The sequence below is a fragment of the Amycolatopsis pigmentata genome (genome assembly GCF_042684065.1).
Taxonomy (GTDB): Bacteria; Actinomycetota; Actinomycetes; order Mycobacteriales; family Pseudonocardiaceae; genus Amycolatopsis_E; species Amycolatopsis_E pigmentata.
In genome coordinates this window covers 54,228-69,072 of the sequence record NZ_JBHUKR010000020.1, presented here as the reverse complement: position 1 = coordinate 69,072, position 14,845 = coordinate 54,228, and the positions used below count along the sequence as shown (strand labels likewise).

At 69.6% G+C, this 14,845-nt stretch carries 12 protein-coding genes; 4 read left to right on the top strand and 8 right to left on the bottom strand.

The features are described from left to right. Window positions 1-96: 96 nt before the first annotated feature. Window positions 97-1,428 (bottom strand): chloride channel protein, encoded by a 1,332-nt coding sequence (locus ACFSXZ_RS30280; protein ID WP_378268778.1) that lies wholly within the window; start codon window positions 1,426-1,428, stop codon window positions 97-99. Between the two features lie 134 nt (window positions 1,429-1,562). Between ACFSXZ_RS30280 and ACFSXZ_RS30275 the strand changes: the two genes are divergently transcribed. Then, entirely contained in the window at window positions 1,563-2,033 is a 471-nt protein-coding gene (locus ACFSXZ_RS30275; protein WP_378268776.1) for a TspO/MBR family protein, read from the top strand. Between the two features lie 45 nt (window positions 2,034-2,078). Here ACFSXZ_RS30275 and ACFSXZ_RS30270 read toward each other — a convergent pair whose 3' ends face one another. From ACFSXZ_RS30270 to ACFSXZ_RS30255, 4 genes are all read right to left on the bottom strand, one after another. Next, on the bottom strand, window positions 2,079-2,315 hold the full coding sequence (locus ACFSXZ_RS30270; protein WP_378268774.1) for a lipopolysaccharide assembly protein LapA domain-containing protein: 237 nt from the start codon (window positions 2,313-2,315) through the stop codon (window positions 2,079-2,081). Between the two features lie 96 nt (window positions 2,316-2,411). Further along, entirely contained in the window at window positions 2,412-3,479 is a 1,068-nt protein-coding gene (locus tag ACFSXZ_RS30265) for a carboxylate-amine ligase (RefSeq protein ID WP_378268772.1), read from the bottom strand. A gap of 151 nt (window positions 3,480-3,630) precedes the next feature. Continuing rightward, entirely contained in the window at window positions 3,631-5,265 is a 1,635-nt protein-coding gene (gene qcrB / locus ACFSXZ_RS30260) for a cytochrome bc1 complex cytochrome b subunit (RefSeq protein ID WP_378268771.1), read from the bottom strand. An 84-nt stretch (window positions 5,266-5,349) separates the two neighbouring features. Next, window positions 5,350-6,231 carry an SAM-dependent methyltransferase gene (locus ACFSXZ_RS30255; protein ID WP_378268769.1) on the bottom strand — a complete coding sequence of 294 codons (882 nt, stop codon included), beginning with the start codon at window positions 6,229-6,231 and terminating at the stop codon, window positions 5,350-5,352. 423 nt (window positions 6,232-6,654) lie between these two features. Here ACFSXZ_RS30255 and ACFSXZ_RS30250 point away from each other — a divergent pair, with 423 nt between their 5' ends. Continuing rightward, entirely contained in the window at window positions 6,655-8,532 is a 1,878-nt protein-coding gene (locus ACFSXZ_RS30250; protein ID WP_378268768.1) for a GMC family oxidoreductase, read from the top strand. A gap of 186 nt (window positions 8,533-8,718) precedes the next feature. After that, window positions 8,719-10,878, top strand: coding sequence for a transglycosylase domain-containing protein (locus tag ACFSXZ_RS30245; protein ID WP_378268767.1), 2,160 nt, complete (start codon window positions 8,719-8,721; stop codon window positions 10,876-10,878). 180 nt (window positions 10,879-11,058) lie between these two features. On the opposite strand, the gene ACFSXZ_RS30240 is transcribed toward ACFSXZ_RS30245, so the two are convergent. Continuing rightward, a complete protein-coding gene (locus tag ACFSXZ_RS30240) occupies window positions 11,059-11,526 on the bottom strand; it encodes a hypothetical protein (RefSeq protein WP_378268765.1) in 468 nt (155 codons plus the stop codon). 91 nt (window positions 11,527-11,617) lie between these two features. Between ACFSXZ_RS30240 and ACFSXZ_RS30235 the strand changes: the two genes are divergently transcribed. Next, window positions 11,618-12,361, top strand: coding sequence for a TetR family transcriptional regulator (locus ACFSXZ_RS30235; RefSeq protein WP_378268763.1), 744 nt, complete (start codon window positions 11,618-11,620; stop codon window positions 12,359-12,361). Between the two features lie 373 nt (window positions 12,362-12,734). On the opposite strand, the gene ACFSXZ_RS30230 is transcribed toward ACFSXZ_RS30235, so the two are convergent. Both ACFSXZ_RS30230 and ACFSXZ_RS30225 read right to left on the bottom strand, forming a co-directional pair. Beyond that, window positions 12,735-13,286 carry a GTP-binding protein gene (locus ACFSXZ_RS30230; RefSeq protein ID WP_378268761.1) on the bottom strand — a complete coding sequence of 184 codons (552 nt, stop codon included), beginning with the start codon at window positions 13,284-13,286 and terminating at the stop codon, window positions 12,735-12,737. Between the two features lie 389 nt (window positions 13,287-13,675). Further along, window positions 13,676-14,779, bottom strand: coding sequence for a glycoside hydrolase family 172 protein (locus ACFSXZ_RS30225; protein ID WP_378268759.1), 1,104 nt, complete (start codon window positions 14,777-14,779; stop codon window positions 13,676-13,678). Window positions 14,780-14,845 lie beyond the last annotated feature (66 nt).

Sequence of the window (14,845 nt, the reverse complement as noted above, 5' to 3'; positions counted from 1 at the left end):
GACTTTCACCCGGCTGAGGGAGGGCGACGACCTGCGGTGACGGCCCTGGACCCCAGCGGCCGTCCCAGCCACCGTAACCCGCGCGCCGTGGGTGGGTCACCGCGCGTTCGCCGGACGCGGCTCCAGCCGGGCGGAAACCACGTACGCCACCACCACGGCCACGATGACCAGCGGCATCACCGCGACGCCGGAGGAGAACAGCAGCAGCGTCGCCAGCATCACCGAGGTGAGCGGCAGGCGCAGCATGACCACGCTCATCGCGCCGATCCCGGTGGCCACCCCCGCGACCAGCGGCAGGCCGGGAAGGTGGGACATCGCGATACCGCCGGCCGCGCCGAGGAACATGGCGGGGAAGACCGGCCCGCCGCGGAACGAACTCAGCGAAACCCCATAGGCGACGCCCTTGCACCCCATCAGGGTGAGCAGCGCCGGCACCGAATACGTGGAGTTGGCCGCCAACAGGGTGTCCAGCCCCTGTTCGCCGGAGAACAGCACGTCGGACGCGGTGTGACCGGTGCCCGTGGGGTAGACGATCGCGAGCGCGGCGATCACCAGGCCGGCGACCGCGGTGGCCGGCACGGTCCAGCGCTCGCTGAGAGGCCGCAGGGCCACCGCGAGACGGCGGACGGCCGATCCCGCCACGGCCGCCAGCGCCCCGATGAGCAGGGCCCAGCCGAACTCCGCGAGGGTCGGCCGGTCGAACGGCGGCAGGCCCGGCAGAGCCAGCGAAACCCGGCCGAGTCCGGTCACCTCATCCAGTCCGACGAAGACCAGCGAGCCGATCCCGGCGGACAGCAGGCCGGGCACCAGGACCAGCCCGAGCTCCGGCCCGGCCAGCCCGGACACCTCCATCAGCAGGAACGCGCCGATCAGCGGCGAGCCGAGCAGCGCGCTGATCGAGGCGAAGCTGCCCGCCGCCGCGACCACCGCGCCGAGCCGGCGCGGCGCCTGCCTCCGGGCGAGACGGAGCGAAAGCACGGCCAGTCCGCCGCCGAGGGTGATCAGGGGTGCCTCGGGACCGAGCACGACACCGAGTCCGAGACTGGCCAGCGCGGCACCCAGCACACCGGGCAACTCGACGGGGCGGGGGACAGCCTTGGCGCTGAACCCGTCGACCGGCGAATGCCCGCCCGCGCCGGGCGCGTATTTCACGATCGCACCGGTCAGCAAGCCGGAGAGGAGAAGAACGGGCACCGGCCACCAGACCGGGGTGCCGCCGAAGCCCGCCGTCCGCGGCAGGTCCACGAAGACCCACTGTTGGATCAGGACGACCAGATGGAGGAAGTAGTACGCGCTGGCCGAGATGGGGATGCCGATCAGCGCCGCGAGCAGCAGGAGCGCCAGGTAGCCGCGGGAGGCCAACCGGGCGGTGGCGTCCAGGCCCGCTGCGTCCTCCGGGGACGGGCCGGCCGCCGTCGTTCCCGCCATCCACGCTCCTTGTCGTGCCGTCCGGCCACCGCAGAGCGTCCTACCGCGGCAACCGCGCGGGCATCACCCGGGCCGGATGACCGGGCGGGAAAGCGAACCCGGCCAGGTCGCGGCGGCTCGGGTAGCGTCGGGTCATGACCAAGCGATCGGCAGGCGGGGTGGTCTTCGGCGGGGGGTCGGCGCTGGGTGCGGCCGTGATCGGATCACTGGCCTCGGCCCGGGCACCCAAGGTCTACCGGAATCTCCGCAAGCCGCGCTGGGCACCGCCGGAGGGCGTGTTCGGTCCGGTGTGGACGACGCTGTACGCGGCCATCGGCGTGGCCGGCTGGCGGCTGTGGAACCGGCGGGCCGGTCGCGGCGTGCTCGGCCTGCACGTCGCGCAGCTCGCGTTGAACGCGTTGTGGCCGGTGACGTTCTTCGCCGCGCGCAACCGTCCGGCCGCGCTCGCGGTCGTCGCGGCGCTCGACGGTGCGGTGGCCGCGGAGATCGTGCTCGCGGCGCGCCGCGATCCCCTGGCCGCGGGTCTGCTCGGCCCCTACCTGGCTTGGAGCCTGTTCGCGACGGCGCTCACCGCGTCGGTGGGCGATCCGTCCGAAACCCGCTGAGGCGGCGGCATTCCTCTACAGTCCACAGTGGATTTCCGTTGGCGGTCAGCGGCGTTTGATGCCGCGGACTCCCATCAGGAAGCCGATCAGTATGCCGATCACCAGCATCACCACCAGTGCTATCCATGCCGGGCTGGAAACCGAGGTGGTGAACAGGTAGATGCTGATGAGCTGCCTGTTCTGCACGATGAAGGTCAGCGCGATCGCGAACAACACCATCGCCGCGACCCACTTCATGTACAGCTGAGTGTTCGTGGCGGTGGCGGATTGCCGTTGCGCCATGACGATCTCCTTACGTGGGTGCCCTCTTACCGCACCGTGCCGATCGCGATGGCCGTGCGGATCACCTGCCGGGGGTGAAGTGCGCACGGAGAAGCGTCACTGCGCCAGCAGCGTGACCACGTCTTCCAGGCGTTGCCGTTTCGCGTAGGCGGCGCGCTGGCGCTCGGCGCCGCCGCCGGTCTTGTCCAGTTCGGCGAGCATGTCCGCGACGAACTCCGCGTCGCCGGGCGTCTCGCGGAGTACGGGACGGACGAACTCGGCCAGTTCGCCCAGCAGCCCGGACACGGGCACCACCTCGCCGGTCACCGGATGCGGGCAGTCGCCCGTGATTCCGTCGCGGGCGGCCCGCCACAGGTTCGCGCGCAGGACTTCCTGCGGCGGCTGGTACGGCGACGCGCCGAGGTCGTCGAGCGCCATGCCGACCAGCCCCCGGGTCAGTACGGCGAGAAGCGCCGCCTCCCGGCTGGTCGCCGCCACGTCCGAGACGCGGCACTCCAGGGTCGGCTGCTTGTCGGAGACCCGGATGTCCCAGTAGATCATTCCGCGGTCCAGCATCGCCCCGCTGCGCAACAGGGCTTCGACCGTGCTCTCGTAATGATCGAGGGAAGAGAAGACCGGCGGCGGCCCCGCCGACGGCCACCGCGACCACAGCACGTGCCGCCAGCTGCTGTACCGGGTGTCTTCGCCGTCGTAGTACGGCGAGTTCGCGGTCATCGCCAGCAGGGCCGGAAGCCAGGGACGGACATGGTTGCCGACCAGGACCGCGGTTTCGGAGTCGGGGACGGCCACATGCACGTGGCAGCCGCAGGTGGTCGCGGTGTGCGTGATCGCGCCGAACCGCTCCGCCATCCGGCGGTATCGCCCGGTCGGCGTGATCTCGGGGGTTCCCGGCTCCGCGAGCAGCGAAGTTCCGCTCGCCACCACACGCAGATCCCGGCGCCCGGCCTCCTCGGCGAGCCCGGCGCGGAGCCCGTCGAGCTGCTTGATCAGTTCCTCGGCGCCGCGGCACACGTCGGTCGCGGACTCGACCTGGCAGGTGGCGAGTTCGAGTTGCAGTTCTCCTTCCTGTTCCCGCGCCGCGCCGACCACCTCGGGCCCGGCGAACGACAGGTGCCCGGCCGGATCGGCCAGCAGGAACTCTTCTTCGACACCGACGGTCAGCACGCGCGGATGTTACCAATCCGACCGAAAGTAGGCGGATACGATCCGCAGCGGACCCGCTTGTAGACATCCGTTTCCGCCGTGGCTGCCGTCGGATTGGTAACGGGCGGCACAGTACCCAGGGCGACGCGATTCAAATCCTCGCGACGCGCCGTCAGGGCGGCAGCTCGCGGGTAGCGCTCTGCGCGGGTTGGCCACCTTCTCGGGCGCGCGCCTGTTCGAGCGCCCGCGCCTCGTCGGGCGGGTCGGGACGGAGCAGGCTGCCGGACGACGGGCGCCCGGCAAGGCCGAGTTTGTTGGCCTTCTTCGGCACCGGCGCGCCCTGGTAGTCCAGCGGCTCCGGATGGTCGTCGCGGACCGGTCCGAGCGGCTGATGGATCTCGATGAACTCGCCGTGCGGCAGGCGCTTGATGATGCCGGTCTCGATGCCGTGTTCCAGCACCTCACGGTCGGCGCGCTGGAGGCCGAGGCAGATCCGGTAGGTCACGAAGTAGGCCAGCGGCGGCACCACCAGCACCCCGATCCGGCCGGCCCAGGTGGTCGCGTTGAGCGAGATGTCGAACTGCTCGGCGATGATGTCGTTGAAGCCCGAGGCCTCGATCACCGCGTAGAACCCGAGCGCCATCGCGCCCAGGCTGGTGCGCACGGGCGCGTCACGCGGGCGTTGCAGCAGGTTGTGGTGCGCGGTGTCGCCGGAGAGTTTCCGTTCCACGAACGGATAACTCAGCAACAGGATGAACAACACCGGCATGCCGACGGCACCGGCGAAGAACACGGCCGGCACGGTGTAGGGCCCCAGGTACAGTTCCCAGGCGGGAAAGATGCGGAGCAGGCCGTCGGCCCACGCGAGGTACCAGTCCGGCTGCGAGCCGGCCAGCACCTGGGAGGGCAGGTAGGGGCCGTAGTTCCAGATCGCGTTGATCTGGAAGATCCCGGCCAGCAGGGCCAGTACCGCGGTGACGGTGGCGAAGAACGCGCCGCTCTTGAGCGCGAACACCGGCATGATCCGGATCCCGACGACGTTGGTTTCCTTCCGGCGCACCCCGGGGAACTGGGTGTGCTTCTGGTACCACACCAGCGCCAGGTGTACGCCGATCAGCGCCAGGATGATCCCCGGCAGGATCAGGATGTGCAGCGCGTACATGCGCGGCACGATGATGGTCCCGGGGAACTCGCCGCCGAAGAGCGCCCAGTGCAGCCAGGTGCCGATCACCGGGACCGAGAGCACGATGCCGGACAGGGTGGCGCGGACGCCGGTGCCGGAGAGCAGGTCGTCGGGCAGCGAGTAACCGAAGAAGCCCTCGAACATGCCCAGGATCAGCAGCAGGGAACCGATGATCCAGTTCGCCTCGCGCGGCCGGCGGAACGCTCCGGTGAAGAAGATCCGGAACATGTGCACCATCATCGCCGCCACGAACACCAGCGCGGCCCAGTGGTGCAGCTGCCGGACGAACAACCCGCCGCGCACGTCGAACGAGATGTCCAAAGTGGTCGCGAAGGCCCGCGACATCGACACGCCCTGCAGGTCGGTGTAGCTGCCCCGGTAGGTGACCTCCAGCATCGACGGGTCGAAGAACAACGACAGGTAGATGCCGGTGACGATGAGCACGATGAAGCTGTAGAGCGCGATCTCGCCGAGCAGGAACGACCAGTGGGTGGGGAACACCTTGTTCAACTGGCGCCGCAGGCCTCTGGCCAGGTGGTATCGCTGATCGGCGTCCCTGGCCGCCCGTTCGGCCTGGCGCTGGGCGACGCTCGAACCCTTGGTCGGCGTGGTCAGCGAACTCACCGCGGCTCCTTCACCCTCGTTCGGGCACCGCTAGTGGTGAGTCAGTCTAATCGCGTTCCGCCTCCGGAAGCCACCGCCGGGAACTCAGGTGGATTTCGACCGCCGGTTCTTCGCGGGTTTCTCGGCGACCGCGCCCCAGTTGTAGGGCCGGACCTCTTCGTCCTCCAGGCTCATCCATCGCGGGTTCTCGGAGTGCCAGTCGGTCAGGGCGACCAGTCCCGGATCGATCAGCGGCCAGTCGTTGAAGAGCGCGGCGATTTCCCCGTGGGTGCGCAGCCAGTACGGATTGCTGGTGCTCTTGTAGGCCTCCACGACCTTCAGCGCTTCGGGAAGGTCTTCGGACGGGGCTCCGTCCACGGTGACGTGCGAGATGGCGAGCCTGCTCCCGGGTGCCAGCTTCTGCTGGTAGCGGGCGACCAGTTCGGCCGGCTGGTCGCCCGGTCCGAGAAAGTGCAGGACCGACACCAGCAGCAGGCAGACCGGCTGCTTGAAGTCGATCAGCTCCCGGGTCTCCCGGGCCTTGAGCACCCGGTCGACGTCGCGCAGATCGGACTGCACGAAACCGACCCAGTCGGTCACCTCCTGCTCCTCGAGCATGATGCGCGCGTGCGCGGCGGCGACCTCCTCGTAGTCGACGTAGACCACCGTCGCCTCTTCGCCGGCGGGCAGCGTGTCGCGCACGATCTCGTGGACGTTGCCGACCGTGGGCACCCCCGAGCCCAGGTCCAGGAACTGCCGGAAGCCCGCGCCGACGGCGTCGCGCACGACGCGGCCCAGCCACGCCCGGTTGGAGCGGGCGATCGGCCGGATGAGCGGGAACCCCGCGACCAGCCTCTTGCCGAACTCGCGATCGACGGCGTAGTTGTGGGTGCCGCCGAGGAACCAGTCGTAGATCCGCGCCGCGGACGGCTTCTCGACGTCCACACCGTCCGGTGCGGGCGGCGCCACGGGTTCGTTAGGGGCCATAGGACGAAGTTTTACCCGAGCGGAGTGACCCGGCCAACCCTGGGTGGGCGAAAGCGGCGCGATGTGATCGCTGCCACGGCGCCGCCCGCGGGGAAGCGCTCTCCGCCGGCGGAAGAGAACAGTGTCCGGAAACGGCGGCGCGTGCGTCCTCCGAGCGTATTCTGCCGGGCCGGCGTCACGCCGTTGACACCGTTTTTTCCCAATCCCAGGGGAAAAGTGATCCAGAAAGTTTTCACCGGCTGAGGGTGAAGTCCGCAGTCTCCGGCTGCTGCGACACTTCTCCGGAGTGAGGACAGCGGAGGGGCGCATGCGGATCTTCTCGGCACAAAAACCGGAATCGCCCCGGCAGGCAAGGAAAACCATTCGCGCCGCTCGCTGTCCGGTCCGCCGGTTCGCGTTTCCCCCGGCGCTCCGGGACCGGCCGTGAAGACCGAATACGACTACATCGTGGTCGGTTCGGGCGCCGGTGGCGGCCCGATCGCCGCGCGGCTGGCCGAGGCGGGTTTCGAGGTGCTGCTGCTGGAGGCGGGCGGTCGCGAGGGCGGTCCCGTTTCCGATGTGCCCGCCTTTCACGCCTTCGCCACCGAAGACGAAGACCTGCGGTGGGATTTCCATGTCCGGCACTGGGACGACTACGAGCAACAGCGGCGGGACAGCAAGTTCGTCGCCCGCCGTGACGGCGTCTGGTATCCGAGAACGGGCTCGCTGGGCGGATGCAGCGTGACCGACGCGATGATCGCGTTCTGCCCGCACGAGGCCTACTGGGACATGCTCGCGCGCGTCACCGGCGACCGTTCCTGGCGAGCGTGGCGGATGCGGTACTGGTTCGAGCGGCTCGAGCGGTGTACCTACCTCCCTCGCCCGCGGTGGTTGCCGCGCCACGAACTGCTTTCCGCCGTGCTGGAGCGGCTGCCCTTGCCGTCGAGTCTGATCAACCGGGGCCGCCACGGTTTCGACGGCTGGCTGAGCACGTCACTGGCGGATCCGGAACGGGCCGTCCGGGATCCGCGCCTGGTGCGCCTGGTGCTGGCCGCGGCCGAAGAGGCACTGGCCGCCGACCTCGGGCCCGGCCACGAAATGCCCGGCGGCACGGCCGACCCCAACGACCAGCGGACGGGCAGCGCGACCCGCGAGGGCCTTTGGCGGGTACCACTGTCGACCGTGCACGGCCGGCGGTCCGGGGTGCGGGACCTGCTCGGCCGGGTGGAGACGCTGTTCGCGGACAAGCTGACGGTCCGGACCGGCTGCCTGGTCACCCGCGTGCTGTTCGACGACCCCGGGGCCATCGCGCGAGGGGTGGAGTTCGTCGACGAGCGGCATGTCTACCGCGCCGACCCCCGCGCGCCGGAGGACATCTGGCCCCCGTACACCCAGGAGGCCGAGGCCCGCGGCGAGGTGGTGCTCGCGGCAGGCGCGTTCAACACGCCTCAGGTGCTGATGCTCTCCGGCATCGGTCCGCGGCAGGAACTCGAGCGTCACCGGATCGACGTCCGGGTGGACCTGCCCGGTGTCGGCGCGAACCTGCAGGACCATTACGAAGCCAGTGTCGTGTTCGAACTGAGCCCCGATTTCACGGTGCTGGACGGCTGCACGTTCGCGCCGCCGCGCGAGGGCGGGCGTTACGACCGCTGCCTCGCGGACTGGACGACCGGGAAGGGCCTCTACACCACCAACGGCGTCCTCGCCGCGGTGACCACGCGGTCCCGTCCGGACCTGCCGGTGCCGGACCTGCTCCTGACCGGGCTCCCCGCGAACTTCCGCGGTTACCACCCCGGTTACGCCGGGGAAATGGAGCGCAACGGGCGGCACTTCACCTGGACCGTGCTCAAGGCGCACACGGTGAACCGGGCGGGCCGGGTCGGGCTGGAGGGCGCGGATCCCCGTGTGCCGCCCTGGATTTCGTTCCGGTACTTCGAAGAGGGCGACGACGCCGGCGGGGAGGACCTCGACGCGGTGGTGCACGGGATCCGGCTCGCCCGCGACATCATGCAGCGCGCCCAGGGCGTGACGGGCAAGGAACTCCTGCCCGGCAGCGCGCTGCAGAGCACCGACGAACTCCGCCGCTTCGTCCGCGACGAGGCCTGGGGACACCACGCCTGCGGCACCGCGCGGATGGGCGCCCCCGGCGACCCCGCTACCGTGGTGGACAGCCGTTTCCGTGTCCTGGGCACCCATCGCCTCCGGGTCGCCGACGCTTCGGTGTTCCCGCACCTTCCCGGCTTCTCCCTCGCCACCCCGACCTACATGGTCGCGGAAAAGGCCGCCGCGACGATCATCGACGCCGCCGCGCGTTACCTGTGAGCCTGGTGGCAAATTTCCCACAGTGAAGCCGAGTGTGCCTTCCTTGACAGTCCACTATGGACTCGTTTGGCTACTCACGGTTCGCCGGTTACAGTGACGGCCGCCATTCGACCCTGGCTTTCCGGAGGGATGACCGTGAACCGCCACCGTGCCGCGCGCACCGGCCCCCGACACGGTGTGGCGCCGGTGGCGGAGCCCCGGGACGAGCCGGGCCCGGAAGCTCCGGACGAGGTGCCCGCCGCCTACGGAGCCGAGCCCGGGGAAGCGGTGCGACTCCGAAGACGGATGGTCTGGCGGCGGGTCCGCCGCGGTGCCTATGTCGTGCTGGCCCTGGCGTTCGCCGCGCCGGTGGTCGCGTTCCTCATCGTCTACGCCTCCGTTTCGGTCCCCGACCCGAACGCGCTGGTCGCGAGTCTGAACCAGCCGGTCACGATGTACTACGCCGACGGTTCCCCGCTGTATGCCAAGGAAAGCGCGGACACCCACCGGCTGGTCACCTGGGACAAGATCCCGCCCGCCATGCGGAACGCGCAGATGGCCGCCGAGGACTCCAGTTTCATGACGAACTCCGGCTTCGACGCCGAGGCCATCGTGCGCACGGTCTGGAACCGGCTGGGCGGGGGCACCGGCGGCGGCTCCACGATCGGGCAGGAATACGTCAAGAACGCCACCGGGAACGACGAGTCCACCCTGAAACGCAAGTTCACCGAGATGGTCACCTCGTACAAGATGACCAGGACCTACTCGAAGCAGGACATCCTCACCGCCTACCTCAACACCGTCTACTTCGGACGCGGCGCCTACGGTGTCCAAGCTGCGGCGCAGGCGTATTTCGGGATCGATGTCCGCAACCTGAGCATCGAGCAGGCCGCGTTGCTGGCCGGACTGGTGCAGCTCCCCGGGGAGGCGGACGACCCCGCCTACCAGAACCAGCGGTTCCACTACGTGATGGGACAACTGCTCGCCAACCACTGGATTTCGCAGGCGCAGTACGATTCCGCGCAGTTTCCCACTCCCATCGGCGCCCGTGGCGGGCCGGGCCCCACGAGTCCCACCCGTCAGTACGCGGTGTCCGCGGCGCTGGCCGAGATGGCCGGGAAAGGCTTTTCCGAGCAGGCCCTGTCGAAGTCCGGCGCGAAGATCTACACCACCATCAACCCGCCCGCGCAGGCCGCGGCCGAGGCCGCTGTGACCAAGATCATGGCGGCGGACACGGCCTACCCGGACGAGGCCGCCGCGCTGGTGGCCGTCGACCCGGTCAGCGGGGGCGTGATCGCCTACTACGGCGGAGACGGGTCCACCGCCTACGACCTGGCGAGAACCCCGCAGCAACCGGGGTCGTCGTTCAAGCCCTACGTCCTGGCCGCCGGGCTTCGCGGGGATCCGGCGCACATCGGGCTCGGCACCGTCTACGACGGCAGCGACAACCAGACCATCGCGGGGCGGGTGGTCCACAACTCCGACGGTGAGGGAGCGGACCGGATCACGGTCTCCGACGCCATGACCCGGTCGGTCAACACCGTGTTCTACCGGATGGCGGAGCAGGCCGGAGTGGGCGCGGTCCGGCAGGCCGCCTGGGACGCGGGCATCCCCAAGCGGATCACCACCTCGCTCGGATCCGCCTTCGATTCGCTCCAGCAGACCGATCCCGCCACCGGCAAGGGCACCGGGGTCACCGAGCTGGGCATCGCGCTCGGGCAGTATCCGGTGCGGCCGATCGATCAGGCCCAGGGTTACGCGACGTTCGCCGCCAACGGCATGTACGTGCCCGTCCACTTCGTCACGAAGGTCGTCGACGGCGAGGGGAAGACCCTCTACCAGTTCGCCGCCGCGCCCAAACCGGCGTTCAGTCCCGACCTGGCGACGAACGCCTCGATCGCTCGCACGGTCACGGAGTCGTTGAAGGACGTGGCCACCTCTTCGGGCGACGGTCTGGCCGGGAACCGGCCCACCGCGGCGAAAACCGGCACCGCGCAGTTCAACGACACGAGCCACAACTCCCAGGCGTGGATGGTCGGGTACACGCCCCAGATCGTGACCGCCGTGTGGTTCGGCAACAAGAAACAGCCCGCGCCGATCTATGGCGACTACCACAACGGTCGCGCGCCGGAGAAGGGTTACGACGTCTACGGCCGGGAAGAACCCGGCTACATCTGGCAGGCGTTCATGAACTCCTACCTGGCCGGGCAACCCGTCGCGCGGTTCAGCGACGGGCCCACGATCAACGGCGTTCCTCCCGCACCGGCTCCTGAACCCAAGCCCGAGCCGCCCCGCGGAGAGCCGCCGCGTCCCGGTCCGCCGCCGCGCCCCGGCGGTGGAGGCGGCAGGCACCACGGACAAGGCTGAGGCTGTGTTTCCAAGGCGCGCGATCGGATTTGCGGAGACGGCCGTGGCTCACGAGCCACCATCACCTTCGCAGGCAGGCGGCCCGCCTGGAGAAAATCCGAGGCCTTCGGCACTCGCGCGCACCTGCTCGCCTCGTGCGCCAACACGGACTTATGAGACACGCGCCAGACTGTCACCGGGTCACAGGTGCCAGGGGACGGGAAGCTGGACCCGGCAGGCCGAGCGGATGCTGGTCAGGACCGCGGCGAGACCCGGCAGCCACCGCCGGCTGGTGTCCGGTGCCACGATCCACCGCCTGAGGTTCTCCGGCAGGTTCCCGGCGGGCAGCGGGATCGCGGTGCCCGCGGTGAGCACCCGCACTCCCGGCGGCAGGGTTTCTTCGTCGATGGCGGGGGAGTCGGTCTCGACCAGCAGGATCACGATCGTGCCCTGACGGGTCGGCACGCTGAGCGCGGGGCCGGAACACCCGTGCCGCTCGAGGCCTTCCAGCACCTGTTCGGACAGTGCCTTCGGGATGGCCACCGCGCCGACGCCCGCGCCCGTGACCAGGACCGGACCACCGTTGTGCGGGCGCACCGGCCAGCCGAACACGCCGCGGTAGTCCATGATCTCGGCGGTCCGTACCGCCACTTTCGACTCGGTCTGCACGGAATCCCCCTCGGGTCACGGCGGCGCTGGCACTTCCCCCACCGTAATGGCACTGCGTGCCCTTAGCAAGAGATACTGTTAGGTTCTGCGCATGTCGGAGACTTCCCGGCGATCGCCGAGGCCGCGCGCCGGCCGGACCAGCGCGGGCAGGCGCAGGCTGCGCCACGCGCTGACCGTGGCCGCGATCGAGAAGTTCCTGGAGCAGGGCTACGAAGCCACCACGGTCGACGAGATCACTTCGGCGGCCGGCGTCGGCAGGCGCACCTTCTTCCGGTATTTCCGGTCGAAGGAGGACGCGATCTTCCCCAACCACGACGAGGTGCTGCACGACATCGAGGCGCTGTTCGCCTCCGCCGATGCCGAGCGCAACCCGGTCGAGGTGGCCTGCGCCGCGGTCGGCCTGGTGCTCGACTTCTATCTGGCCGATCCGGAGGTGTCGGTCAAACGGTACGCGCTGACCCGGACCGTGCCTTCGCTGCGGGACCGGGAGGTCGCCAGCGTCGACCGCTACCAGCGGGTGCTGGCACGGTATCTGCGGGCCCGTTTCGAAGCCGGTGGCGACCCGCTGGCCGACCTCCGCGGTTCGGTCGCGGCCGCGGCCGTCGCGGCGGCGCACAACCACGTGCTGCGGCGCTGGCTGCGCAGCGGGGGAACCGGCGATGCCCATGCCCACGCGGAGGAAGCGTTCCGGCTGGTCATCGAGGCCTTCCCGCCGGAAGGGCGGCGCGCGGCGGAAGGGGAAGAGACACTCGTGGCCGTGCTGCGGTGTTCGGCCCCGATGACCGAGGTGGTCCGCAGGATCAGCGCCGAACTCCACGCGACCGAAGGCCGGTGACCGGCCGCCAAGTGGCACGGAGTGTCACGAACGCGCCCGAACGGGTGGACAACGGGCCTTTCCCGCGCAGTTCACGACGGCTCGGGCCACGCGGGGTAGGTCACTTCTCGTTTCGTGACCGACGACACGCCAGGCAGTCCGGCGAAGCCGGATGTCGGGCACACTCGGGTCCGGATGAATGACGCGCCAGTTCAGGCCATCACCCGTGACGTCGCCGCCGCGTGATCGCACTTCGGCCCGGTTCCGCGTCAAGGCCAGAGGAAAACCGGTCTCGTCGTAAAACGGTTCCGGTGAACCTCTGTGCTCATTCCTGATTCTTCCTTTGCGCACCGAAAGCCGGCGCGGGGTCCATCGGCCGGGGTTCGGGAGCGAGTTAGCGTCCCGCGCGAGTGGAGAGCACGCAGTCGAGCAGCGTGAGAAGGGCGCCCTTGACCGAGTCGCGTTGGCGGGCGTCACACTCCACGACCGGGACGTCGTCGCGCACGGCGACGGCCGCGCGGACCTCGTCGATCCCCATCCGGTGGGTGCCCGGGAACCGGTTGACGCCGAGCAGGAACGGTATCGACCGCTTCTCGAAATACTCGATCGTGGGAATGCAGTCCCGGATGCGGCGGGTGTCGATCAGGACGACCGCGCCGATCGCTCCGTGGGTCAGGTCGTCCCAGACGTAGGTGAAGCCGTCGTGATCCGGCATGCCGAACAGGTAGAGCACGAGCGAGGAGTCCAGGGTGACCCGCCCGAAGTCCACGGGGACCGTCGCGTCGAACGTGGTGGGCATGAATCCGGTGTCGGACCCGGCCAGGGACGCCTCGGTGCCCATGGTCTCGATCTCGGAGATCGAACCGATGAAGGTCGTCTTGCCGGTGCCGAAGCCGCCACTGACGACGACCTTGACCGAGGACAGCGCTGCCGAAGGCCTCAACAAGGTCCCTGGTTCCTTTCGATGTCGGGGATCCGGCAACGCCGGTCCGGGCGAGGACCGCGCAGAGGTTACCCGTTCACCGGACGCCGGGCGCGGGAGGCACGCCACTTACCGCCGAAATTCCGCAGGTCGTGTCAGGTGCCCGGACAACGCGAGGGCCGTGGTTGCCGCTCGTCGGCAATATTTTCCAGGCCCTCCTCGCCGAGCAACCCGGTGACCAGACGACGGGCATACGCCGGGTCCCGCGGGGGTGTGGCCCGGTGACGACCGCTGAGGTGGACGGCCCGGTCTCACCCGACCGGGTGATGTCGGCCGGAGCCGGCAGCGGGGCGTAGGCGTCGGAGATCAGGGCGCGTGTCCGCCTCCGGCGAGTCCTACCGGTTCGATCCGGTTCAGCCGGAGCGGAACAGCGAGCGCAAGCGCGCGTAGAGGCGGCCGGGCGACGGCGGGCGGGGAGTGATCACCGGGTCGCCGGGCGGGGGGAAGGGGCGGTGCGGCTCGGTCTGGTACCACAGGGCCGTGGTGGCGATGTCGGCGCCGGTCAGCGGCAGGTAACGGCCGCCCGACTGCCAGCCGAGTGCCTGGATGCTCACCCGGAGGTCCCGATCGAACCGGATCGGGTCAGCGGTGTGCCAGCGGTAGGCGCCGAAACGCTGGTGCGGCTGGTAGATGCGATTCGGGGGAAGCACCTGAGGCAGCCCGAGGCGGGCGGCGGAATAGGGCAGGTAACGTCGCCCCATGTCGAAGTTCCAGGCGCCACCGAAATAGTCCTCGGTTCCCGTTCCGCAGATGGTCGGGAATTCGCCGTCGCCGTCGAGGAAGAATTTCAGCTCGCCCTCGCCCCACCATCCGGGCGCGCCGGGTTCGATCGCCAGATACGTTCCGGCGTAGCAACCTTCGCCTTCTATACCGTCCACAATGGTGTGTTCGGCGGGGCTTCCCAGTGGGTTGCTGCGTCGCCAGGTGGCGTGCAGGTAGGCCGTGCGCGCGGGCAGTTCCCGCTGATTGAAGGTGATCTGGTAATACACCGGGACGGAATGTCCGCACCGGTTTTCCAGGGTGATGCGCGCGCGGGCGCGAAACGGCATCGGCCAGTAACTGTTGAGGCCGCCCGCCGGGGCGACCACGATCATTTCCGAGTCCACCAGGGCGAGTTCGCCCCAGCCGTTGCAGAAGAAGTCGCCGAGCGGAACTTCGACCGACGGATCGGTCTCGGCGTCCCAGTACATCCGCACCATCAACTGCCGCAGGGCCGAGCGGTCGGTGGTCAGCCAGAAGTGGCGCACCACCGCCGGGCCTTCGAGGTCGGCCAGGGTCGCGGTCTCACCGTCGGCGAGGTCGATCGACGGCGAGACCTTCCAGCCGCGGCCCAGCTCACGAGCCGCGCCCGCGCCCGTGCCGGCCTCCGCCATCCCTCCGGCGCCCTTCGCGCCGCCGAAGTTCTCGGGGCTCACCGATCGCGTGGGACCGTCTTCGAGCCGCCAGATTTCTTCCATCGAAGCCCTCCCGCTTTCCTTGGCAAGCCTCACACACCGCCGTGGTCTCCGCCCGGTGCCGTGCCG

Bases quoted from the DNA above. Each gene is read 5' to 3' on its own strand.
- ACFSXZ_RS30280 (WP_378268778.1), bottom strand. From the start codon at position 1,428: ATGGCGGGAACGACGGCGGCCGGCCCGTCCCCGGAGGACGCAGCGGGC.
- ACFSXZ_RS30275 (WP_378268776.1), top strand. From the start codon at position 1,563: ATGACCAAGCGATCGGCAGGCGGGGTGGTCTTCGGCGGGGGGTCGGCG.
- ACFSXZ_RS30270 (WP_378268774.1), bottom strand. From the start codon at position 2,315: ATGGCGCAACGGCAATCCGCCACCGCCACGAACACTCAGCTGTACATG.
- ACFSXZ_RS30255 (WP_378268769.1), bottom strand. From the start codon at position 6,231: ATGGCCCCTAACGAACCCGTGGCGCCGCCCGCACCGGACGGTGTGGAC.
- ACFSXZ_RS30235 (WP_378268763.1), top strand. From the start codon at position 11,618: ATGTCGGAGACTTCCCGGCGATCGCCGAGGCCGCGCGCCGGCCGGACC.
- ACFSXZ_RS30225 (WP_378268759.1), bottom strand. From the start codon at position 14,779: ATGGAAGAAATCTGGCGGCTCGAAGACGGTCCCACGCGATCGGTGAGC.